Raw genomic sequence first — 21,943 nt, 5'->3', positions numbered from 1 at the left:
GTCACAACGGAATATTGCTTGGATCAGGAAGAACCGCAGCACGAGAAGATCAGGTTCAGGCGTGACGAGATCACCGACCTGGCGAGGCTTCCGTCCGCGTGCAGTGTGCCGCCGCTCGGCCGGGCAGCGGTGCGGCGGCGTTTCCGCACCCTCGGCCGGATGTTTGCCGGACTTTGCGCGCTCGTGCTTCTGGCGGCGGCGGGCGTCTATGTCCTCGGCGCCTCCGGTATCGGCACGGAGCGCCTCCGGACCGAGGCGGAGACCGCCATCGAGAAGCTGGCCGGCGTCGATGTCCAAGTCACTGTCGGCGCGGCGCGGCTGACGCTCGATGGGTCGAGCTTCGTCGCCCTGCAGGTGAACGATGTCAGCCTGAAGACGGCCGACGGCAAGCCGATGGCCGATATCGGGCGCGTGCGTTTCGGCATGCGCCTGCTGCCGCTGCTTTCCGGCGATGTCAGGCTGACCAGCGCCAGATTTTCCGACGCCCGCATCGTGGTGGCCGCCATGCCCTCCGGCGGCGGCGACTGGACGGCGGCGCTGCGCAACGAGGACGGCCTTGTCGACCCGGAGAAACTGTCGGCGGCGGTGTTTTCAGGCGTCAATGACGCGCTGGATGCGGTGCGCGAGGACTCGATGCGCCAGATCGATCTGCGCAATGTCGAGTTCGAACTGCCTGACACCGGGCTGGTTAAGCGCGTTACCGTCGCCTCGGCGACCGTCGCTCAGACCGGTACGGGAAGCATGCAGGCCTCCTATGATGCCGTTGTCGATGGCCGGCGCGCGACCTTGACCGCCTCGGCGACGCGTGATGCGACGGCCAGGCGCATTTCGTCGCTGGACGCCAACCTTGAGATAGAAGGCGCCCTCGGCGAGGGCAGTTCGACCGAGGTCGCCCCGGCGGCCGATGGCGCCAGACTGGGTTCGATCGCGTTGAAGCTTTCCGGCTCGGAAGCGTCGGGCGACAGCCCATCGCGCCTGGCGGCTTCGCTCTCGCTCGACGGTTCGGTGCTCGACCTGGACGAACGCGGGCTGTTGCCGACCGATGTCGATGCCGATGCCACGCTGGTGGCCGGTTCAAACAAGATCTCGGTCGACCGGCTGCGGATCAGGAGCGGCCGCTCCAGCTTCGACCTCGCCGGATCGATCGGGCCGAAGCCGGCAGTGGCGGGGGAGGAGCCCGCCTACCGCTATGACCTCACCAGCGACGGTTCGACGCTGGCGCCTTCGGAATCGCCGGAACCGGCGCTTCAGTTCCTGGCCCGTATCGCCGGAGTCTACCAGCCAAAGAGCCGCAAGCTCGTCGCCGAGCAGATCGGCGTGCGCTCCGGCGGATCGGGCGAGGTGCTGGGCGCGGCCACTGTCGCCTTCATCGACAACGGCCCGCCAGGCGTATCGCTGTCGCTCAACGTGCACGACATGCCGGTTTCGCATGTCAAGCAATTATGGCCGTGGTTCTCGGCCCGCAATGCGCGGCTTTGGGTGTTGGGGAATCTGTTCGGCGGCACGGTGACCGACGCCAATCTGCAGTTCCAGGTCGTGCCGGGGCGCCTGGGCAACGGCGTGCCGCTTACCGGCGACGAAGTGTTCGGCCGTTTCCAGATCGAGGGATCGCGCTTCGATACCGCCGGGCGCATCCCGCCGGTCCGCGACGCCGCCGGCGTCGTCGCGTTCCACGGCAACGATGTCGACATCACGCTCTCCTCGGGCAGCGTCTATATGCCGAGCGGCCGCACCGTGGCGGCAAGCGGCGGCACGTTGACGATCAAGAACGCGAACCTGCCGATTGTGGTCGGCAAGCTCGACATCGACGTCGCGGGTGAGGCGCCGGCGATCGCCGAGCTCGCCTCCTACGAGCCGATCAATGCCATGCGCCATGTCGGACTGGCGCCGGAAGACCTGTCCGGCACCCTCACCGGCCACGTCAGGGCGGACATTCCGCTGACAAGGGGCATGGACACCTCGACGCTCGATTGGCTGGTTTCGCTCGACTATCAAAACCTGTCGCTGGCCAAGCCGTTCGAGGACCAGACGGTGACCGACGCCGATGGCTCAATCACCGTCGGGCCAAAGCAGGCGGTGATTTCCGCCGAGGCCAAGCTCAACGGCATTCCGGCCGAACTCGATCTGATCGAGCCGCTTGCCAACGACGGGCCGGCGCGAAGACGCAAGGTTACACTGGTCCTCGACGACAAGACGCGCAACGCCAGCATGCCCGGCCTGTCGGACCTGCTTTCGGGAACCATCAAGGTGGCGATCGACAAGAGCGGCGAGGGCGCCCAGCAGGTTTCGGCGGACCTGACCAACGCCAGGCTCGACATTCCCTGGGCAGGCTGGAGCAAGGGCGCCGGCATTCCCGCCAAGGTCGCTTTCGACATGGCGAAGTCCGGCAGCACCACCACATTGACGGATTTCGATCTCGGCGGAAAAAGCTTCTCGATCGATGGCAATGTGACGCTGGTCAACGGCTCGCTGTCCGCGGCCCGCTTCAGCAAAGTCGCGTTGAACAGAGGCGACGACGTTGCCGTTTCGGTCAAGCGTTCCGGCAAGAGCTACGCTGTCGATGTCAGCGGCGCGTCGCTCGACGCCCGCTCGCTGATCAAGCAGTTCACCTCGGATGTCGATACCGCCACGAAGGGCGCCGGCAACGGTGCGATCTCGGTGAGCGCCGATGTGGCATCGCTGACCGGTTTCCATGACGAAGTGCTCTCCAACCTCAAGCTCGAATACAGCGCCGCCGGATCGCGCGTGAACGGGCTCAACGTCACGGCCGCGGCAAGCTCCGGCGCCGCGATCGCGATCAACAACACCACCAGCGAGGGCGGCCGCTCGCTTCGGGTCAAGTCGGCCGATGCCGGCGCGATCCTGCGTTTCCTCAACGTTTACGAGCATATGGAAGGCGGCGCGATCACGCTGTCGCTCTCGGGCGCCGGCGACGGGCCGATGAAGGGGCAGGTGGATGCCAGCAATTTCTATGTGGTCAACGAGCCCAAGCTGGCTTCGATCGTGTCGACAACGCCGGCCGGCGATACACGCAGCCTGAACGAAGCCGTCAAAGGCAACATCGATACATCGAGGGTGCAGTTCGAGCGCGGCTTTGCCGAGATCGACAAGGGCTCCGGCTATCTGAAACTGGCGAACGGCCTGTTGCGCGGCCCGCGCATCGGCACGACCTTCCAGGGCACGCTCTACGACCCGAATAACAACATGGACATGACCGGGACCTTCATGCCGGTCTATGGTCTCAATCGCATCTTCGGCGAGCTGCCGTTGTTCGGGCCGCTGCTCGGCAACGGACGCGACCGCGGACTGATCGGCGTCACCTATCGGCTGCGCGGCAACGCCAACAAGCCGACGCTCAACATCAATCCGCTATCGGTGGTGGCGCCGGGTATATTCCGCTCGATCTTCGAGTATCGTTGAGACCAAACATCAACCGGCTCAGCCATCGAGATCGATCGGAGGCTCGTTCGCCTGGGCCGAATTCACGACCATGAACCTTGCTAGCCATTGCTGTCGCGATTGCTCGCTCGATTCGCGACGCTCTCGTCAAAATTCCGCAGCAATACGCTTGTCGCGGCCGCAATCGCACGCCTGACGTCCGACTCGGTGGTGCGCGCGTTAACCACGCTGACCCGCATGGCGCGACGGTTGCGCCAGGTTGTACTCGAGAAGAAGGCTTCGCCGGTCTCGTTGATCCTTCGAATTGTCTCGTCCGTGAAAGCGTCGTTTTCCTCGGGTGACGCTCCCGGTCGGCCGAACCGGACCAGGCCCTGATTAAGTGTGGGCCGTGCAAGTATCTGCGCACACGGCAGTTCGCCAATCCCGTCGACGATGTCGGCGCAATGCATGCAACAGCGGTCGACCAGAGCCTCTACGCCGCTGCGGCCGAGTTCCCTCAGCGCGGCGTAAACGGGAATCCCGCGCGCGCGGCGGGAGTATTCCGGGTTCCAGTCCGACTGGTCGCGCGCTGTGGATGTCGGCGCGACGTATGACGCGCTCGATGTCATCGCCGCGCGATGCGCCGTGCGATCCCGGATTATGGCAATGCCGCAATCGAACGGAACGTTCAGCCATTTATGAGCATCAGTCGCCCAACTGTCCGCCAATTCCACGCCGTCGAGCCGATCGCGGTATGTCCCGCTTGCACGTGCGAACAGGCCGAAGGCCCCGTCGATATGAACCCAGGCGCCGACCGAGTGTGCCAGCGGGATCAACTCCTTGAACGGATCGCACGCGCCGATGTTCAGGTCGGCGGCGTTGAGTACGAGGACGGTCGGCCCGGAGCCACTCGAAAGCGCTCTGTCGAGCGCGGCAGCAGGGACGCGCCCATCCTCATCGGTTTGCAACGTTTCAAGGGCGTTGCGGCCGATGCCCAGGAAGCGCACCGCACGGTCTATGGTGACGTGCCGTTGGTCGCTGGTCAGCACGCGTATCGCGGGCGCACCAAACAGTCCGTCATCCTCTACGTTCCAGCCGGCGCGCTCAAGCAGCCCGAACCGCGCCGCGGCAAGGGCCGTGACATGCGCCATCTGGCAACCGCTGGTGAACGCGAAAGAAGCGTCACGTGGTAGGTCGAGCAACTCCTTGATCCATTCTCCGGCGATCTCTTCGATCACTGCCGAAGCAGGACTGGCGGAATAAAGCGCGGCGTTCTGGTCCCATGTGGCGACGAGCCAGTCTGCCGCCAGCGCGGATTCCAGTCCACCGCCAAACACCCAGGCAAAAAAACGTCCACCCGCATTGCCGTGCATTCCGGGGGCGGCGTCCCTTGCCAGTGTCCGCACGACTTCCTCCGCGCTTAAGCCATGCGCAGGCAAGGGACCGCCAAAAGATCGCCGGAGCTCCGGCAAGGCCGCCGTGGCTCCAACTGGCCGGGTACCCAACCCCGTGATCCATTCACCTGCCGCCTGGCAAGCAAGTTCTAGCGCGGCGCTCATGACCTGGGCCCTTTCGACGAGATGGAGACCCAAAGGAGGTTTGGCCCTCGCGGATTACTTTCATCGATCCCGATTGCTTCGACAAACGAATGAGTGCGAGATTGCGACGGTTCGAATGACATGTCCCGAAAGCAGCCTGAAAAAACGCTGAAACAGTTCTGAGAATAATGAGCATCTAGGTGAACGTCTTGCACTCGCCGATTTACCGCTTCGCCGGGTTTGCACTAGATCTCGGTAACGGGCTCTTGCGCGGAGAGGAGGGCGAGGTCGCGTTGCGGCCGAAATCAATGGAGCTGCTAGGCTATCTGATCCGCAACGCCGGGCGCGTCGTGCCCAAGAATGAGTTGATGAATTCTGCCTGGCCCGACGTCACTGTCACAGAAGACTCGCTGACCCAATGCATTTCCGACATAAGGCGCAGCCTTGGCGACAAGGAGCAAAAGCTGATCAGGACGGTGCCGCGCCGGGGCTATCTGTTCACGGAGGAAGTGCTGCACGTCGAGATCGGTCGCAGACGGGAACTCACAGAAAGTGAGCTGCCGCTGGCGGAACGCCAAACACAATTGGATCAACTCCATCGACTACTATCAGACGCAGCACAGAAGCGTGGACGCGTGATTGCGTTGCTGGGCGAGTCCGGAGCGGGAAAGACCTCCCTTGTGGAGGCATTTGCGGCCAGCGTTGCAAGCCATACCCGGATCCTGCGTAGTTCTTGCGAAAATCTGTCCGTTCCCGATCCTCTTGGTCCACTGCATGATCTTGCACGCGAGGCCGGTTGGACGATCCCTTCTGGCACGGGCCAACGATTGGTCATCTTTTCAAGAGCGTTGGAGGTCTTCGACACTGGTCCGCAACCAACTTTGCTGGTCGTTGAAGATGTTCATTGGGCAGATGATGCGACGCTCGACTTCATACGATTTTTCGGACGCCGAATTCGTAGTACCGGAGCTCTGCTGCTGCTGACGGTTCGCAATGATGATAGTGAAGGACAGAGACGTCTTCGTCGCGCCTTGAGCGACATCCCGGTGAACAATGTCGTACGCATTGACGTGCCGCTGCTGACCGAAGCGGGAGTAGCTGCGCTTGCCAACAAACTGGGACAGAACGGGCAGTCCATCTACCTCGCTACCGGTGGCAACGCCTTTTTCGTGACGGAATTGCTTCGCGCCGGGCCCAGTCAAACTCTTCCGCCGAGCGTTTCGGATGCCGTCTTAGCACGAGCCGAGCATCTGTCGCCCAAAGCACGGACCCTGCTTGACGTGGTCTCGGTTTTTCCACGCAGTGCCGATGTTGAGATCATGGAGGAAATCTGCGGACCTGGCACTCTCGGTTTGCTTGTTGAATGTGTTGCTGCCGGGATTCTGTTGCAGATCGGCGAAGACTATCCATTCAGACATGACATTGCGCGTCGAGCGATTGAACTTGCCTTGCCACCGCCAGTTAAGCGTGGCCTCAATTTCAGAGTGCTTACAGCTTTAAAAGCGATAGGGAACGCTTCGATGGCGCGCCTGGTGCACCATGCTGTCGAGGCGCATGACCTCAAAGCAACGCGCGAGTTTGCGCCACGGGCCGCCGAGCAGGCCGCTCGGCTGGGCGCGCATCACGAGGCGGTGGGACATTACCAAACAGCGTTGCAGCAAGCTGATGCATTCAACCCAGAGCAGCGCGCTGAAATTTATGACAAATATGCCTTCGAGTGCCATCTGGTTGGTCGGATTAACGATGCTATCGGAGCATGCCAGAAGGCCCGCAGCCTTCATCAGGCAAAAATGGACGTGTTGAAAGAGGGGGACAGTCTTCGTTGGCTTTCAAGATACAGTTATCTTCTTGGCGAGCGCGAAGCAGCTGAAGAACACGGCGCGAAAGCCATTGCTCTGCTCAGCACCCGGCCCCCAGGGCCTGAATTGGCCATGGCTCAGTCCAATCTTTCGCAACTTTCGATGTTGGCTGATCGGGTTGACGATACGCTACGGCACGGCGAGGAGGCGATCTCGCTTGCGGAAAGATTAGGCCGCCCTGATATCGCGTGCCACGCGCTCAACAACATTGGAACGGTTGAAAGATGGGTAAATGCCGACGGAGCTCGGCAGGAACTCGATCACAGCCTTGAAATTGCACTCGACCAAGACTTGCCGGAAGAAGCGGCACGGGCATTTATAAATCGCGCTTGCGTCGATATCGACTTGCTTCGCCTTCCTGAAGCAAGGACGTTTTTGGATAGAGGTATCGAATATTGCCTCGAACGCGAACTAGACACCTGGGTCAACTACATGCGGGGCTGGTTGGCTGAGTTGCTTGTGCGCCAGGGGCAATGGGACGAGGCAGCAGAATTGGCGTTGCCGGTGGTTAACAGCGAAAATGCCACCCCCTTCGTCCGCCACCCCGCAATGGTAGCATTGGCTCGGGTATGGACGCGGCGTGGTGACTCCTCGAGCGTTCCGTTGATAGCGCGGCTTCGCCAACACCTGGACAAGGGGCTGGAACTGCAACGTTTCGCGCCCTACGCCATCTTGCAGGCGGAGCGTGCCTGGCTAGGACAAGTAGACGCCGGAGAGGCTCTGTATTTCCTTGAGCGTGCGGAGGCAATGATGCCGAGCCGTGCCATCCATGGCGAGCTGTTCTTCTGGCAACAAATGATTTTCGGCAAGAAAATCGCCGACGCTTCAGACATGGCTCCTGCTTATTGCGCGTACTTTGCTGGCAATTGGCGTCGCGCGGCAGACATGTGGAGTGACATAGGTCTCCCATTCGAGCGTGCTCTCGCGCTGCTTGGGGGCGACGGATCGGCACAACGTGAGGCGCTGACGATCTTCGAAGCCCTTGGGGCAAGGCCGTTCACGGAGCTGGTCCGTAACAGGATGCGCACCGCATAATAGCTTTCCCCGATGATGGGCCCTGGTCAGATCGGCCGGACCAGCACGTGCTTCTTCTTGCCGAGCGAAAGCTTCACGACACCTTCCGGACCGAGATCCTGAAGCGTGACGACGTGCCGGTCGTCGGTCAGGACCTGGTCGTTGATGCGCACGGCGCCGCCCTGGATATGCCTGCGCGCTTCGCCGTTCGAGCCGGCCAGCCCGGCGCTCACGAACAGCGCCAGGATGCCAATCCCGGCTTCGAGGTCCGATTTGGCTACCTCGACGCTGGGCAGTGTGTCGGCGAGCGCGCCTTCCTCGAAGGTCTTGCGCGCCGTCTCGCTCGCGGTCTCGGCCGCGTCGCGGCCGTGCAGCATGGCGGTGATCTCGGTGGCGAGGATTTTCTTCGCCTCGTTGATCTCCGAGCCGCCGAGCTTCGCCAGCCGCGCCACCTCGTCCAGGGGCAGCGTGGTGTAGAGCTTCAGGAAGCGCCCGACATCGGCGTCCTCGGTGTTGCGCCAGTACTGCCAGAACTCGTAGGGGCTCAGCATGTCGCCATTGAGCCAGATCGCGCCGGAAGCCGACTTGCCCATCTTGGCGCCGGACGAGGTGGTGAGCAGCGGGGTGGTCATCGCAAACAGTTGCACACCCTCCATCCGGTGGCCGAGGTCGATGCCGTTGACGATGTTGCCCCACTGGTCCGAGCCGCCCATCTGCAGCCGGCAGCCGACGCGCTTGTAGAGCTCGACGAAGTCGTAGGCCTGCAGGATCATGTAGTTGAATTCGAGGAAGGACAGCGACTGCTCGCGGTCGAGCCTGAGTTTTACGCTATCGAAGGCGAGCATGCGGTTGACGGAAAAATGCCGGCCGACATCGCGCAGGAAGTTGACGTAGTTGATCTGCATCAGCCAATCGGCATTGTTGACCATGACCGCGTCGCCCGGGCCGTTGCCGAACTTCAGGTAAGGCGCGAAATTGCGACGGATGCCGACGAGGTTGTCATCGATGTCCTGCGGGGTCAAAAGCTTGCGCGCCTCGTCCTTGAAGGACGGGTCACCGATCATCGAGGTGCCGCCGCCCATCAGCGCGATCGGCCGGTGGCCAGTCTGCTGCAGCCAGTGCAGCATCATGATCTGGATCAGCGACCCGGCATGCAGGCTTTTGGCGGTGGCGTCGAAGCCGATATAGGCGCTCACCGTTTCCTTGGCGAAAAGCTGGTCGAGGGCGGATTCATCCGAAATCTGGTGGATGAAGCCGCGCTCGCTCATGATGCGCAGGAAACCGGATTTGAAGGCGGACATTTGTTCTTCCTGGAGGTCGCCGGGCACTTGGCCATGCTTGATATGAAGGCGCGCGTTTAGCATCCAAGCGCGATCAGCAAAAGTGGTTTCCTGCTTTGCGTCCGATCGCGTAGGGCGCGGCGCGTCCTTGCTTCGCCCTTTTTGCTGGCGTAATGAGGCGCCGCGCAAAGACAGGCGCAATGCGCCGCGACGGGGCCATCCCGCAGTTTCAGATCGGACGAGCTCCCGCGATGAACAGGAACTACCTTTTCCTCTTTCTGTTCAGCATCGTCATGACCGTCAGCGGGCTGGCCAGCCTGCCGCCGGTCGACCGCGACGAATCCCGCTTCGTCCAGGCGACCAAGCAGATGGTCGAGACGGGCGACTATGTCGACATCCGCCTGCAGGATGTCACGCGCTACAAGAAACCGATCGGCATCTACTGGCTGCAGTCGGCGGCGGTCGCGTTGAGCGGCGAGGGGGCCGCGGCGCCGATCTGGGTCTATCGCCTGGTCTCGATGCTGGGCATCGCGCTGGCCGTCGTCGGCGTCGGTTGGACCGGGACAAAACTCTTCGGCGCCAATGCCGGGCTGGCCGCCGGCCTGATGATGGCGGCGATCTTCGCCACCGCCTTCGAAGGGCGCGACGCCAAGACCGACGCGATGCTGCTCGCCTGTTGCGTGGCGGCGCAAGGCGCGCTGGCACAGGTCTATTGGGCGGCAAAGCGCAACGAGCCGGTACCCGGGCATCTGCCCTGGATCTTCTGGATCGCGCAGGGGTTGGGCATCCTCATCAAGGGACCTGTCTCACCACTGCTATCCCTGCTCACGGCCGCGGCGCTCATTGCCTTCGACCGCGACTGGCGCTGGCTGCTCAAGATGAAGCTGGTGCGCGGCGTCCTGATCGTGCTCGTGATCGTGCTGCCATGGATCGTCCTCATCAGCTGGAAGAGCGGCGGTGCCTTCTTCCAGGAAGCGGTCGGCAAGGACATGTTGAACAAGGTGGCGCAGGGCGAGGAATCGCACGGCCTGCCGCCCGGCTTCTACATGCTGACCTATTCGCTGTTCATGTGGCCCTTCGGGCTGATCGCGGTCGGCGCCGGGCTGCAGGCCATCAACCGTTTTTGGGACGATCCGCGCCTGCGCTTCTGCCTCGCCTGGTACATTCCGTTCTGGCTGGTGTTCGAGGCGATCCCGACCAAGCTGCCGCATTATGTGATGCCGGCCTATCCAGGCATGGCGCTTTTGATCGGCTGGCTGCTCACCTTGCCGGCGGACCAGGCCAACGCGCCGCTCAAGCGCTGGCAGACATGGCTTTGGTGGGCGACCGCCTTCGGCCTTGCCGTTGTCGCGATCGGCTTGGCCGTGGTCTGCGTCGGCGCGCCGCTTTATCTTGCCAAGGCTTTTTCCTGGTGGAGCATTCCGGCGGCGATCGCCGCTCTGGTCACCGGCTATCTTGCCTTCCCGCGACAATTGCAGGTGCCACTTGGCCGCATCGCAGCGATCGCGGTTGGCGCCGGCATCACCTTCAGCCTGCTGTTCGGCGTTATCGCGCCGTCGCTGAAGCCGATCTGGCTCAGCCCCGCCGTCAAGGCCGCCATCGACGCCAACCGCCTTTGCGACACCACCGTGCTTGCCTCGGCGAAGTTCCAGGAGCCGAGCCTGGTCTTCCTGGTCGGCACCAAGACGGTGCTGACCGACATCGAGGGCGTGGCGCGGCATCTGCTGGCCGATCCGTCCTGCGCGCTTGGGCTGGCGCCGATCAAGGACGAGCAGAAGCTTGCCGATGTGCTGACCGCCCAGGGCAAGTCGGCGAAGCGGCTGACCGAGATCGTCGGCATCAACTATTCGTCAGGAGACAGACTGTCGCTGGGGCTTTATCGGGTGGCGCCGTGAACAATAGCGTCGGATATCGAATGTCCCTATGAGCACGCGCTAATGCCATGTCCGCCGCGCCCCTTGCCCTTTGCCGCCGCTCGCTCGGCAATTTCCGCGACACGATGTCGATCGTGAGGCGGCGCTTTGCCGTGCGCCCGGCGCGTTATCCGCGAATTTTGTGGGGTGTCTGGCTGCTGGCCTGGCTGCTGCTCATCGTGGCGGCTTTCCTGCGCCTTGACGCCAACGCCGGCGAGATGCGCGGCGAATGGTCGCCCGGCTTCGCGCGCTTCACCGATTTCTTCACGCAATTCGGCCTGGGCGGCTGGTATCTCATTCCGGCAGCGCTCTGCCTCGTCGCCGCCAACCTGACGGACTGGCGTCGCCTGTCCAGGGACGGGCGGATGCTTGTCTATAACTGGACGTGTTTCGCCTTCCTGGTGCTTTGCGCGGTCGGCCTGTCCGGCCTTGCCGTCAACGTGCTGAAATACAGCATCGGCCGGGCCCGGCCGCTTTACTTCGACAGCTTCGGCGTGCTGTCGCTGCATCCTTTCGCCATGGACGCGCGCTTTGCCGGCTTTCCGTCCGGCCATGCCACGACGATGGGCGCGGTGTTCGGTATCCTGTTGCTGCTGTTCCCGCGGCGTTGGACTGTCGCGCTGGCGGTCACGGCCTGCATCGCCTCGACACGCGTCTTCGTCGGCGCGCACTATCCAAGCGACACGGTTGCGGGTTTCGGCCTCGGGCTGGCGTTTGCGGTGGTCTCGGGGCTGGTGTTCGCCCGGCTCGGCTTCATCTTCGGCCAGACGAGCTCGAAGCTGCCCGTGCGCAAGCGGACATTCCGGCTGAAGCCGTCCAACGCGCCAAGAGGCAGGGTTTCGATGGCCGGCCCGGCTGAGGACGGCCAAATAAGCGTCGACCAAACGCAGACCCATTAGGCGCCCGGATTGGGCAGCCAGCGCGGTTAGCGCAGGCGCTTCGGCCTCGGATCGGCCAGCTCGCCCGCCAGGCGCCGGTCGAGATAGTCGGCACATTCGTGGATGAGCAGTTCGGAATCGTTGGCGAAGAAGTGGTTGGCGCCGGGTATCGTCTTCTGCGTGATGGTGATGCCCTTCTGGGTGTGCAGCTTGTCGACGAGCCCCTGCACGTCCTTCGGCGGCGCCACCTTGTCGGCATCGCCATGGATGATAAGGCCGGACGACGGGCAGGGCGCCAGGAACGAGAAATCATAAGTGTTGGGCTGCGGCGCGACCGAGATGAAACCTTCGATCTCCGGCCGGCGCATCAAAAGCTGCATGCCGATCCACGACCCGAAGGAATAGCCAGCGACCCAGCAGCTCTTGGAATCCGGATGCAGCGACTGCACCCAGTCGAGGGCTGCGGCCGCGTCCGACAATTCGCCGGTGCCATGGTCGAACTCGCCCTGGCTGCGGCCAATGCCGCGGAAATTGAAGCGCAGCGTGGTGAAATCGCGCTTCTGGAACATGTAGAAGAGGTCGTAGACGATCTTGTTGTTCATCGTGCCGCCGAATTGCGGGTGGGGGTGAAGCACGATGGCGATCGGGGCGCTCTTTTCCTTCGAGGGCTGATAGCGTCCCTCCAGGCGACCGGCCGGACCGGCGAAAATGACCTCAGGCATAAAATACTCCACGTGGCATATGAATGCGCTAGCCCGGAACTCTTCTGGCCCCAACTCTCCCGAGGCCCCACACCTTCTGTGGCCTTGACGCCGGGCAAGCGTCTTCCTAGAAGCTAGTTTAGAATTGTTCAAAACTGGGAGGCCGAAACCCGATGGTTCGGCCGCCCGCGCCGCAAGCCGGGTAAATAGGACGGCTTGCCTTGCAATTTCAAGGAAATAACGCGCTATCCTCGTGGGATAGTTGGCGAAAGGACGAACTGAGCGAAAATGGCCGCAACCCGCGCCTATCTCGACTACAACGCCAGCGCGCCGCTCATTGCGGAAGCGCGGGCGGCGATGGTCGTCGCGCTCGATGCCGCCAACCCGTCATCCGTCCACACCGAAGGCCGCGCGGCGCGGCGGCTGGTCGAGGATGCGCGCCGCGACGTGGCGCGGCTGGTCGGCGCCAGGCCAGAGCATGTCGTCTTCACCTCCGGTGCTACCGAAGCCGCCTCGACGCTGCTTGGGCCCGACTGGCAGATGGGGCGCGGCTCGGTGCGCATGAGCCACCTCTATGTCTCTGCGGCCGACCATCCCTGCATCCTGAATGGCGGGCGGTTTTCGCCTGCGCAAGCGACGAAGATCGGCGTCGACCGGAACGGCATTGCCGATCTCGACGCGCTTTCTGCCGCGCTTGCCGCGCATGACAAAGCCGCCGGGCTGCCGCTGGTGGCGATCCACGCCGCCAACAACGAGACCGGCGTTATCCAGCCGATCGGGCGCATCGGCGAGATCGTCAAGGCCGCCGGCGGGGTGCTGGTCGTCGACGCCGTGCAGGCTGCCGGGCGAATTCCGCTCGATATGTCAATTCCTTATGCCGATTATCTGATCCTGTCCTCGCACAAGATCGGCGGCCCGAAGGGCGTCGGCGCGATCGTGGCCGCATCCGACCTGATGATGCCGCGCCCGCTGATCAATGGCGGCGGCCAGGAGAAGAGCCATCGCGCCGGCACGGAAAACGTCGCCGGGATCGCCGGTTTCGGCGTCGCGGCACGTGCCGCGCTGGCCAGTCTCGCCGACATGGACGCCATCGCGAGCCGGCGCGACGAGGTTGAGGCGATCGTGCGCGATCTCGCGCTGGACGCGGAAATCTTCGGAAATGGCGCTCCCAGGCTTGCCAACACGACATTCTTCGCTATTCCCGGCATCAAGGCCGAGACGGCGCAGATCGCTTTCGATCTTGCCGGCGTCGCGTTGTCGGCGGGCTCGGCCTGCTCGTCGGGAAAAGTCGGGCCAAGCCATGTGCTGAAGGCGATGGGCCATGGCGACAGCCTGGGCGCGTTGCGGGTCTCGATCGGTCGGGCGACCGGCGCCGAGGATATCGAGGCCTTCCGGACAGCATTGGCCGGCATCGTCGCCCGCCGCGCGGGCAAGGAAGAAGCCGCCTGAGGACGGCGGAGCATCGGAACGAGAAACGCCTTGCGGCCCCTCGGATTTCCGCTGCTCGAACAAGAATTCAGGCTTTAGGGCCTGGTAGAGCCGTGCGTTTTGTTCTGGCCGGGTGAATTTCCGGCCGATACGCACTATATGGAACTTACTCCGCCGCGAGTCCCTCCGTGGGACGCGATTTCGGCGGTGCCATAGTTTGAAAACTGCCGGGCCTTGACCCCGGCGTGGATGGAGAACGCTTATGCCTGCTGTGCAGGAGACGATCGATCGGGTTCGAAAGATCGACGTCGACCAGTATAAATACGGATTCCAGACAGAGATCGAGATGGACAAGGCCCCCAAGGGCCTGAGCGAAGACATCATTCGCTTCATCTCGGCCAAGAAGGACGAGCCGGACTGGATGCTCGAATGGCGTCTGGGGGCCTATCGTCGCTGGCTGACGCTGGAAGAGCCGACCTGGGCGCGCGTCCACTATCCGAAGATCGATTTCCAGGACATCCACTACTACGCCGCGCCGAAGAGCACGCCGGGACCGAAGTCGCTGAGCGAAGTCGACCCTGAACTGCTCAAGGTCTACGAGAAGCTCGGCATCCCGCTCAAGGAGCAGGAGATCCTGGCCGGCGTGCAGAAGACCGCAGCTGTCGACGCGGAAGAAGACGAGGTTGGCGACAACGTCTACAAGTCCGGCCGCGTCGCGGTCGACGCCGTGTTCGATTCCGTTTCCGTTGTCACCACCTTCAAGAAGGAGCTGGCGCAGGCCGGCGTCATCTTCTGCTCGATCTCGGAAGCGATCCGCGAGCATCCGGAACTGGTCAAGAAGTATCTGGGTTCGGTCGTGCCGACCTCGGACAATTTCTACGCGACGCTGAATTCGGCCGTGTTCACCGACGGCTCGTTCGTCTTCGTGCCCAAGGGCGTTCGCTGCCCGATGGAGCTGTCGACCTATTTCCGCATCAACGAGAAGAACACCGGCCAGTTCGAGCGCACGCTGATCATCGCGGAGGAAGGGGCTTATGTCTCCTATCTCGAAGGCTGCACGGCGCCGCAGCGCGACGAGAACCAGCTGCACGCTGCGGTGGTCGAGCTGATCGCGCTCGACGATGCCGAGATCAAATATTCGACTGTGCAGAACTGGTACCCCGGCGACGCCGAGGGCAAGGGCGGCATCTACAATTTCGTCACCAAGCGCGGCGACTGCCGCGGCGATCGCTCGAAGATCTCGTGGACGCAAGTTGAGACCGGTTCGGCGATCACCTGGAAATATCCGAGCTGCATCCTGCGCGGCGACGATTCCTCCGGCGAGTTCTATTCGATCGCGGTGTCGAACGGTTATCAGCAGGTCGATAGCGGCACCAAGATGATCCATCTCGGCAAGAACACGTCGAGCCGCATCATCTCCAAGGGCATCGCCGCCGGCTTCTCGCAAAACACCTATCGCGGCCAGGTCTCGGCGCACCGCAAGGCGGCCAATGCGCGCAACTTCACCAATTGCGACTCGCTGCTGATCGGCGACCAGTGCGGCGCGCACACCGTGCCTTACATGGAAGCCAAGAATTCGACGGCGCAGTTCGAGCACGAGGCGACGACCTCGAAGATCTCCGAGGACCAGAAGTTCTACGTCATGCAGCGCGGCATCCCCGAGGAAGAGGCGATCGCGCTGATCGTCAACGGCTTCGTCAAGGACGTCATCCAGCAACTGCCGATGGAGTTTGCCGTCGAGGCGCAGAAGCTGATCGGCATCAGCCTTGAGGGCAGTGTCGGATGAGCGCAGAGAAATGGTTCAGGCCGAAGCGCCTCGGCTATGGCGCGACGCCCGACAACTGGAAAGGCTGGGCTTTCGTGGTCGCCTGGATCCTGATCGCTGTCGCGCTATCGATAGGTCTGATCGATCTCGGAGTCCCGGCTTGGCTGATCATTCTCATTGTCGTTGCCCTGACGGGCGCGACAATCCCGCTCATCAAGGCCAAGACGGACGGCGACTGGCGCTGGCGTTGGCATTGAATTGAACGGACATCTTTTGGAACGGAACGAAAATGCTTGAGATCAAGAATTTGCATGCCCGCATCGTCGACGATGGCACCGAGATCATCCGCGGGCTGAACCTGACGGTGAAAGCCGGCGAGGTCGCCGCGATCATGGGCCCGAACGGCTCGGGCAAGTCGACGCTGTCCTACATCCTCGCCGGCCGCGAGGACTATGAGGTCACCGAAGGCGACATCCTCTATAACGGCCAGTCGATCCTCGAAATGGATCCGGCCGAGCGCGCCACGGCCGGCATCTTCCTCGCCTTCCAGTATCCGATGGAGATACCGGGCGTCGCGACCATGGAATTTCTGAAAGTGGCGATGAACGAGCAGCGCAAGGCGCGCGGCGAGGAGCCGCTGAAGGTTCCGGAGTTCCTGAAGCGGGTGAAGGACGCCGCCGCCTCGCTCAACATGGACATGAACATGCTGAAGCGGCCGCTCAATGTCGGCTTCTCCGGCGGCGAGAAGAAGCGCGCCGAGATCCTGCAGATGAAGCTTTTGGAACCAAAGCTCTGCGTGCTCGACGAGACCGATTCCGGCCTCGACATCGACGCGCTGAAGATCGTCTCGGACGGCGTCAACGCGCTGCGTTCGCCGGAGCGCGCCATCGTCGTCATCACCCACTACCAGCGCCTGCTCGAGCACATCGTGCCGGACTCCGTGCACGTGCTCTACAAGGGCCAGGTCATCAAGTCGGGCGACAAGTCGCTGGCGCTCGATCTCGAGGCCAACGGCTATGCCGGCGTGATCGGCGAAGCGGCGTGAGATGGCAGTCGAGGCAAGAGCCATGAACATGCATGCACAGCCCCAGCGGACCTTGGCCGAGACGGCGCTGATCGACGCCTTCGGCGAACGGCTATCGCTGCTGCCCGGCGACGGCGCGGTGATGGTCAAGCGCGACGACGCGATCGAGGCGATCAAGCACGGCCTGCCGACGCGCCGCGTCGAATCCTGGCATTATACGGACCTGCGCCGGCTGCTCACTTCGGTGCCGGCGTTCGAGACCGACGCCGTCGTCAAGGCGCTCGCTCCAATTCTCGAAGGGTCCGCGGTTCTGCCGGTGCTGAACGGCGTCTCCCAGTCGAAGCTGCCGGATATCGAAGGCGTCGCGGTGCAGCGCCTGTCGGAGAAGCTGACCGACGGCAGCGTGGCTCCGGGACTGGACCCCTACGGCAGCGACGACGCCATCGGCGCGCTCAACACCGCCTTCGTCGCCGACGGCTTATTCGTCGATATCGCCGACGGTGTGGAACTGGAAAAGCCGGTCGAATTGCAGAACCTGCAGGCCGGCGGGCAGTCGCATGTGCGGCTCTTGGCGAGTGTCGGCGCCGGCGCCAAGGCGATTGTCGTCGAGCGCCAGGCAGGCGAGGGCGACGAGGCGCTCGTCTCTTCGGTCAGCCAGCTTGTGGTTGGCGACGGCGCGGAAGTGACTTGGCTGATCGTGCAGGAGCAGCCCGACACGGCCACGCATCTCGCCCAGTTCAAGGCGCATATCGGCAAGGATGCCAAGCTGACGCTGTTCGTGATGAACGCCGGCGGCAAGCTCGTTCGCCAGGAGATCGTGGTCAGGACGACGGGCGAAGGCGCGGACTTCAAATTGCGCGGCATCAACCTTCTGGCCGGCGACACCCATACCGACACCACCATGGTGCTCGACCACGCCGTGCCGCACACGACCTCGACGGAAGTGATCCGCAATGTCGTGACCGGCAAGGCGCGCGGCGTCTTCCAGGGCCGCATCAATGTGCATCAATACGCGCAGAAGACCAACGCCAAGATGGCCTGCAACACGCTGCTTCTGTCGGACGACGGCGAGTTCTCGACCAAGCCGGAGCTGGAGATCTTCGCCGACGACGTCGTCTGCGGCCATGGCGCGACGGTCACCGAGATCGACCACAACCATCTGTTCTACCTGATGGCGCGCGGTATCGACGAGAAGTCGGCGCGGGGCCTTCTGGTGAAGGCATTCGTGGCCGAAGTGATCGAGGAACTGGACGACGAGGCGCTGGTCGAAGCGCTGGAAGCGCGGCTCGACGGCTGGTTTTTGACGCACGGGTAGCGCCTACCTTCTCCCCTTGTGGGAGAAGGTGGCCGAGCGAAGCTCGGTCGGAAGGATCGCGGCTTCGGCCGACAAGGACTTCGAAATGGACCAGAAGATCGAAACCACCCCATATGACGTCGAGGCGATCCGCCGCGATTTCCCGATCCTGTCGCGCCAGGTCTACGGCAAGCCGCTGGTCTATCTCGACAATGGCGCCTCGGCGCAGAAGCCGCAGGTGGTGCTCGACACCATCCAGCACGCCTATTCCCAGGAATACGCCAACGTCCATCGCGGTCTGCATTTCCTCTCCAATGCCGCGACCGATGCCTATGAGAATGCGCGCAAGTCGGTGCAGCGTTTTCTCAATGCGCCGAGCACGGACAACATCGTCTTCACCTCCAACACCACCTCGGCGATCAACACGGTCGCCTATGGCTGGGGCATGCCGAGGATCGGCGAGGGCGACGAGATCGTGCTTTCGATCATGGAGCACCACTCCAACATCGTGCCGTGGCATTTCATCCGCGAGCGGCAGGGCGCCAAGCTGGTCTGGGTGCCGGTCGACGATCTCGGCGCCTTCCACATCGAGGAATTCGAGAAGCGGCTGACCGGCCGTACCAAGCTCGTCGCCATCACCCAGATGTCGAATGCGCTGGGCACTGTGACGCCGATCAAGGAGATCGTCCGCATCGCGCATTCGCGCGGCATTCCGGTCCTCGTCGATGGCAGCCAGAGCGCCGTCCACATGCCGATCGACGTGCAGGATCTCGACTGCGATTTCTTCGTCTTCACCGGACACAAGGTCTATGGCCCTTCCGGAATCGGCGTGCTCTACGGCAAGAAGGACAGGCTGGAAGAGATGCGTCCCTTCATGGGCGGCGGCGAGATGATCGAGGAAGTGACGGAGGACATCGTCACCTATAACGAGCCGCCGCACCGCTTCGAGGCCGGCACCCCACCGATCGTGCAGGCGATCGGTCTGGGCGCGGCGCTCGATTACATGGAGAAGGTTGGCCGCGAGCGCATCGCCGCGCACGAGGCGGACCTCAAGACTTACGCGCATGAGCGGCTGCGCGCCATCAACTCGCTGCGCATCTTCGGCGACGCGCCTGGCAAAGGCGCCATCATCTCGTTCGAATTGCAGGGCATCCATGCGCATGACGTGTCGATGGTGATCGACCGGCAAGGCGTCGCGGTCCGTGCCGGCACGCATTGCGCCCAGCCTCTGTTGAAACGCTTCGGCGTAACCTCCACATGCAGGGCATCGTTCGGCATGTATAATACCAGGGCCGAAGTGGACGCCTTGGCCGAGGCGCTTGAAAAGGCGCGAAAGTTCTTCGGGTGACGATGATGGACGACGTGAGCACCACCGCAGAAAAAGCGCCGGAAACGGCCGCGAACGGCATCGTTTCGGCCTCGGCGATCCCCGCCGATGAGCTGGCGCGGCTGACCGACGACATCGTCTCGGCGCTGAAGACGGTCTACGACCCAGAAATCCCGGCCGACATCTATGAGCTCGGCCTGGTCTACAAGATCGACATCGAGGACGACCGCTCGGTCAAGATCGACATGACACTGACCGCTCCGGGCTGCCCGGTGGCCGGCGAGATGCCTGGCTGGGTCGAGAACGCCGTCGGTGCCGTCGAAGGCGTCTCCGGCGTCGAGGTCAACATGACCTTCGACCCGCCATGGACGCCCGACCGCATGTCGGAAGAGGCGCAGGTCGCGGTCGGGTGGTATTGAGCTTGACTTGCACGCTAGGCGAAACTTCACCATCTTAAGGGCAGACTCATTCCGTGGGCCTTGAACCCGCGCGAACGTGGAGAACGACATGGGACGCTTCGCCGTCATCACGATGACCGAAAAGGCCGCCGACCGGGTGCGCGAGATCGTCGCCACGCGCGAAGGTGCGCATGGCATCCGGCTCGGCATCAAGAAGGGCGGCTGCGCCGGCATGGAATACACGGTCGACCTGGTCACCGAGCCGAACCCCAAGGACGACCATATCGAACGCGACGGCGCGCATGTCTATGTCGCGCCGGAAGCGGCGTTGTTCCTGTTTGGCACCGAGATGGATTTCGAGCAGACGACGTTGCGCACCGGCTTCACCTTCAGGAATCCGAACCAGAGCTCGGCCTGCGGCTGCGGCGAGTCCGTCGAGCTGAAGCCTGCCGACCTCAAGGCGCTTGCCGAGGCACGCGCCTCGGCCTGACCAAGCCCGCCGGCGCTTCCGCTCAGTCCGGCAGCGCCGCAATGACGACGAGCTCGACAACAAGATCCGGCTGCGCCAGGGCGGCGACGCCGATCACTTCCGATGGCGGCGGGTTGTTGTAGCTGCAGTGCTTCGGGCAATGTTCGGCGAAGAATTCGTCCAGCACGTCCAGACGAAAGTTGGGTGAGCTGAGAACGCCGCCGGACGGGAAAGGTCCTTTGACGTAGAACGTCACCTTGACCAGATGGTCGAGCGAGCTGCCAAGCTCCTCCAGATCCGACTTGATGTTCGCGAGGATCTCGCGCCACTGCGTTGCCGCGTCGCCAACGGCGCCCCCCTGGTGTTTCGACGGATCGTAATCGTCGATGGTGGCGGTGTTGCCGGACAGAAAAACATATCCCTTCGCGTCCGAGACGACTGTGCCCTTGCCCCAAGGCATCAAACGATCGCCTTTGAATTTCTTGTGCGTCGTGAGGTTCATTTCGGCCTCCTGTCGCTAATCCACCCACATCCCCGTCCGTTTGTGCCAGTCGGCGATCGATTCCTCGGGATAGACGTCGAACACCTTGTCCTTTTTCCCGACCACCGGCTCGACCCAGTTCGCCTTGTATTTCAGCATCAGATGCACCTTTTCCGGCGGCGTCGGCAGGTCGCTGTCGATCGCCGAGGCGAAGGGATGCACGAGATCCGGCCAGGTCGGGTCGTAAAGCCACAGCGCTGCGCCGCATTTCCTGCAGAAATTGCGTTCGCCGGTCGAGACCTCGCAATGCGGATGCTCGTCATCCTCGATCTCGGCGCGGTAGACACCGAGATTGCGCTTGCCCCTGATATCAAGCGTCTCGCAGTCGGCGCCGAGATTGATGGCGAAACCGCCGCCGCCCTGCTGCTTGCGGCAGATCGAGCAGTAGCAGAGCATGAACGGCACCGGCGTGTGGCTTTCCACCTCGAAGCGGACGGCGCCGCAGCGGCAGGAGCCTTTGAGCAGGACGGGCATGGCGGGATCTCCGTTTTCCGATCTCAATCTGTCAGCATGCTTTTGGTTGCGGCGATGACAAGGCCCATGCCGGATGAGATGATCGCGGCATGGACAACGCGCGCCTTGAAGAATTGTTCGAAAGCCTGGGGCCGATCAGCATCAGAAAACTGTTCGGGGGCAAGGGCATCTATCGCGACGGCGTCATCGTCGCGGTCGTCGTGCGCGGCGAATTGCTGCTCAAGGCCGACGAAGAGAGCATCCCCGACTTCGAAGCCGCCGGCTGCAAGCAATGGACCTATACAGGCTCGCGGCACGGCAAGGAGGTGGCGATGCCATACTGGAGCATTCCCGACGAGGCTTTCGACGACCCCGACGAAATGGCGGTATGGGCGCGGCGCGCTTATGAGGCGGGTAGGCGGACGGAGAGATAATTTTCGAGGGCGTTGTGACGGCTTTTTGGAGATGCCGAGGGACAGCACCCCTCTCTGTCCTGCCGGACATCTCCCCCGCAAGGGGGGAGATTGACCCTCGCCACGACTTTCGCCAATCGCCGACGTTGCAAGAAGAATGCCGGCGGCCAAGCTGCTAATCTCCCCCTTGCGGGCAGGGCTATCGCATATGAGTGATCGCATTGATGAGATAGTCGTCGTTCCAGGCGCATTTCTTGATGCGATGGCTGA

Annotated in this window: 18 protein-coding genes; 13 read left to right on the top strand and 5 right to left on the bottom strand. The window is 62.9% G+C overall.

Translation table 11 applies throughout. From position 1 onward, the window contains the following. The first annotated feature begins 18 nt into the window (after positions 1-18). A complete protein-coding gene (locus FJ414_RS29080; RefSeq protein WP_140647801.1) occupies positions 19-3,420 on the top strand; it encodes a DUF3971 domain-containing protein in 3,402 nt (1,133 codons plus the stop codon). 80 nt (positions 3,421-3,500) lie between these two features. Here FJ414_RS29080 and FJ414_RS29075 read toward each other — a convergent pair whose 3' ends face one another. Beyond that, positions 3,501-4,937: a pyridoxal-dependent decarboxylase gene (locus FJ414_RS29075; RefSeq protein WP_140647800.1), complete on the bottom strand. Its 1,437-nt coding sequence runs from the start codon at positions 4,935-4,937 to the stop codon at positions 3,501-3,503. A 179-nt stretch (positions 4,938-5,116) separates the two neighbouring features. Here FJ414_RS29075 and FJ414_RS29070 point away from each other — a divergent pair, with 179 nt between their 5' ends. Beyond that, positions 5,117-7,810, top strand: coding sequence for an AAA family ATPase (locus FJ414_RS29070; RefSeq protein WP_140647799.1), 2,694 nt, complete (start codon positions 5,117-5,119; stop codon positions 7,808-7,810). A 26-nt stretch (positions 7,811-7,836) separates the two neighbouring features. Here FJ414_RS29070 and tyrS read toward each other — a convergent pair whose 3' ends face one another. After that, a complete protein-coding gene (gene tyrS / locus FJ414_RS29065; RefSeq protein WP_140647798.1) occupies positions 7,837-9,090 on the bottom strand; it encodes a tyrosine--tRNA ligase in 1,254 nt (417 codons plus the stop codon). A 230-nt stretch (positions 9,091-9,320) separates the two neighbouring features. Between tyrS and FJ414_RS29060 the strand changes: the two genes are divergently transcribed. Continuing rightward, positions 9,321-10,964, top strand: coding sequence for a glycosyltransferase family 39 protein (locus FJ414_RS29060; protein ID WP_140647797.1), 1,644 nt, complete (start codon positions 9,321-9,323; stop codon positions 10,962-10,964). A 47-nt stretch (positions 10,965-11,011) separates the two neighbouring features. Further along, positions 11,012-11,881 carry a phosphatase PAP2 family protein gene (locus FJ414_RS29055; RefSeq protein ID WP_140647796.1) on the top strand — a complete coding sequence of 290 codons (870 nt, stop codon included), beginning with the start codon at positions 11,012-11,014 and terminating at the stop codon, positions 11,879-11,881. Between the two features lie 26 nt (positions 11,882-11,907). On the opposite strand, the gene FJ414_RS29050 is transcribed toward FJ414_RS29055, so the two are convergent. Continuing rightward, positions 11,908-12,582 carry an alpha/beta hydrolase gene (locus tag FJ414_RS29050; RefSeq protein ID WP_140647795.1) on the bottom strand — a complete coding sequence of 225 codons (675 nt, stop codon included), beginning with the start codon at positions 12,580-12,582 and terminating at the stop codon, positions 11,908-11,910. A gap of 267 nt (positions 12,583-12,849) precedes the next feature. Between FJ414_RS29050 and FJ414_RS29045 the strand changes: the two genes are divergently transcribed. From FJ414_RS29045 to sufA, 8 genes are all read left to right on the top strand, one after another. Next, the gene (locus tag FJ414_RS29045) at positions 12,850-14,010 is read left to right on the top strand and encodes a cysteine desulfurase family protein (protein WP_140647794.1); all 1,161 of its coding nucleotides are present in this window, start codon (positions 12,850-12,852) and stop codon (positions 14,008-14,010) included. A gap of 241 nt (positions 14,011-14,251) precedes the next feature. Beyond that, positions 14,252-15,775, top strand: coding sequence for a Fe-S cluster assembly protein SufB (sufB, locus tag FJ414_RS29040; RefSeq protein WP_140647793.1), 1,524 nt, complete (start codon positions 14,252-14,254; stop codon positions 15,773-15,775). After that, on the top strand, positions 15,772-16,011 hold the full coding sequence (locus FJ414_RS29035; protein ID WP_140647792.1) for a hypothetical protein: 240 nt from the start codon (positions 15,772-15,774) through the stop codon (positions 16,009-16,011). Before sufB ends, FJ414_RS29035 begins: the two co-directional genes overlap by 4 nt. Positions 16,012-16,043: 32 nt before the next feature. Continuing rightward, positions 16,044-16,799, top strand: a complete 756-nt coding sequence (gene sufC / locus FJ414_RS29030) for a Fe-S cluster assembly ATPase SufC (RefSeq protein ID WP_140647791.1) — start codon at positions 16,044-16,046, stop codon at positions 16,797-16,799. 22 nt (positions 16,800-16,821) lie between these two features. Further along, entirely contained in the window at positions 16,822-18,093 is a 1,272-nt protein-coding gene (gene sufD / locus FJ414_RS29025; RefSeq protein WP_140647790.1) for a Fe-S cluster assembly protein SufD, read from the top strand. An 85-nt stretch (positions 18,094-18,178) separates the two neighbouring features. Further along, complete coding sequence (locus tag FJ414_RS29020) at positions 18,179-19,420, top strand: cysteine desulfurase (protein WP_140647789.1); 1,242 nt, start codon at positions 18,179-18,181, stop codon at positions 19,418-19,420. Between the two features lie 5 nt (positions 19,421-19,425). Further along, on the top strand, positions 19,426-19,818 hold the full coding sequence (locus tag FJ414_RS29015; RefSeq protein ID WP_140647788.1) for an SUF system Fe-S cluster assembly protein: 393 nt from the start codon (positions 19,426-19,428) through the stop codon (positions 19,816-19,818). An 88-nt stretch (positions 19,819-19,906) separates the two neighbouring features. Then, on the top strand, positions 19,907-20,287 hold the full coding sequence (sufA, locus tag FJ414_RS29010) for a Fe-S cluster assembly scaffold SufA (protein WP_140647787.1): 381 nt from the start codon (positions 19,907-19,909) through the stop codon (positions 20,285-20,287). Between the two features lie 22 nt (positions 20,288-20,309). Here the strand turns inward: sufA and FJ414_RS29005 are convergent, their stop codons facing one another. After that, the gene (locus FJ414_RS29005; RefSeq protein WP_140647786.1) at positions 20,310-20,768 is read right to left on the bottom strand and encodes a RidA family protein; all 459 of its coding nucleotides are present in this window, start codon (positions 20,766-20,768) and stop codon (positions 20,310-20,312) included. Between the two features lie 15 nt (positions 20,769-20,783). Then, positions 20,784-21,281, bottom strand: a complete 498-nt coding sequence (locus FJ414_RS29000) for a GFA family protein (RefSeq protein WP_140647785.1) — start codon at positions 21,279-21,281, stop codon at positions 20,784-20,786. A gap of 89 nt (positions 21,282-21,370) precedes the next feature. Here FJ414_RS29000 and FJ414_RS28995 point away from each other — a divergent pair, with 89 nt between their 5' ends. After that, the gene (locus tag FJ414_RS28995) at positions 21,371-21,694 is read left to right on the top strand and encodes a TfoX/Sxy family protein (RefSeq protein WP_140647784.1); all 324 of its coding nucleotides are present in this window, start codon (positions 21,371-21,373) and stop codon (positions 21,692-21,694) included. The last annotated feature ends 249 nt before the right edge of the window (positions 21,695-21,943 follow it).

This window comes from Mesorhizobium sp. B3-1-6 (assembly GCF_006439555.1).
Taxonomy (GTDB): domain Bacteria; phylum Pseudomonadota; class Alphaproteobacteria; order Rhizobiales; family Rhizobiaceae; genus Mesorhizobium.
This window is presented reverse-complemented; position numbering and strand designations above follow the sequence as displayed.

What these genes read in the sequence shown, in the direction of transcription:
- FJ414_RS29075 (WP_140647800.1), bottom strand. Translation starts at nt 4,937, where the DNA reads ATGAGCGCCGCGCTAGAACTTGCTTGCCAGGCGGCAGGTGAATGGATC.
- tyrS (WP_140647798.1), bottom strand. Translation starts at nt 9,090, where the DNA reads ATGTCCGCCTTCAAATCCGGTTTCCTGCGCATCATGAGCGAGCGCGGC.
- FJ414_RS29060 (WP_140647797.1), top strand. Translation starts at nt 9,321, where the DNA reads ATGAACAGGAACTACCTTTTCCTCTTTCTGTTCAGCATCGTCATGACC.
- FJ414_RS29055 (WP_140647796.1), top strand. Translation starts at nt 11,012, where the DNA reads ATGTCCGCCGCGCCCCTTGCCCTTTGCCGCCGCTCGCTCGGCAATTTC.
- FJ414_RS29050 (WP_140647795.1), bottom strand. Translation starts at nt 12,582, where the DNA reads ATGCCTGAGGTCATTTTCGCCGGTCCGGCCGGTCGCCTGGAGGGACGC.
- FJ414_RS29045 (WP_140647794.1), top strand. Translation starts at nt 12,850, where the DNA reads ATGGCCGCAACCCGCGCCTATCTCGACTACAACGCCAGCGCGCCGCTC.
- sufB (WP_140647793.1), top strand. Translation starts at nt 14,252, where the DNA reads ATGCCTGCTGTGCAGGAGACGATCGATCGGGTTCGAAAGATCGACGTC.
- FJ414_RS29035 (WP_140647792.1), top strand. Translation starts at nt 15,772, where the DNA reads ATGAGCGCAGAGAAATGGTTCAGGCCGAAGCGCCTCGGCTATGGCGCG.
- sufC (WP_140647791.1), top strand. Translation starts at nt 16,044, where the DNA reads ATGCTTGAGATCAAGAATTTGCATGCCCGCATCGTCGACGATGGCACC.
- sufD (WP_140647790.1), top strand. Translation starts at nt 16,822, where the DNA reads ATGAACATGCATGCACAGCCCCAGCGGACCTTGGCCGAGACGGCGCTG.
- FJ414_RS29020 (WP_140647789.1), top strand. Translation starts at nt 18,179, where the DNA reads ATGGACCAGAAGATCGAAACCACCCCATATGACGTCGAGGCGATCCGC.
- FJ414_RS29015 (WP_140647788.1), top strand. Translation starts at nt 19,426, where the DNA reads ATGGACGACGTGAGCACCACCGCAGAAAAAGCGCCGGAAACGGCCGCG.
- sufA (WP_140647787.1), top strand. Translation starts at nt 19,907, where the DNA reads ATGGGACGCTTCGCCGTCATCACGATGACCGAAAAGGCCGCCGACCGG.
- FJ414_RS29005 (WP_140647786.1), bottom strand. Translation starts at nt 20,768, where the DNA reads ATGAACCTCACGACGCACAAGAAATTCAAAGGCGATCGTTTGATGCCT.
- FJ414_RS29000 (WP_140647785.1), bottom strand. Translation starts at nt 21,281, where the DNA reads ATGCCCGTCCTGCTCAAAGGCTCCTGCCGCTGCGGCGCCGTCCGCTTC.
- FJ414_RS28995 (WP_140647784.1), top strand. Translation starts at nt 21,371, where the DNA reads ATGGACAACGCGCGCCTTGAAGAATTGTTCGAAAGCCTGGGGCCGATC.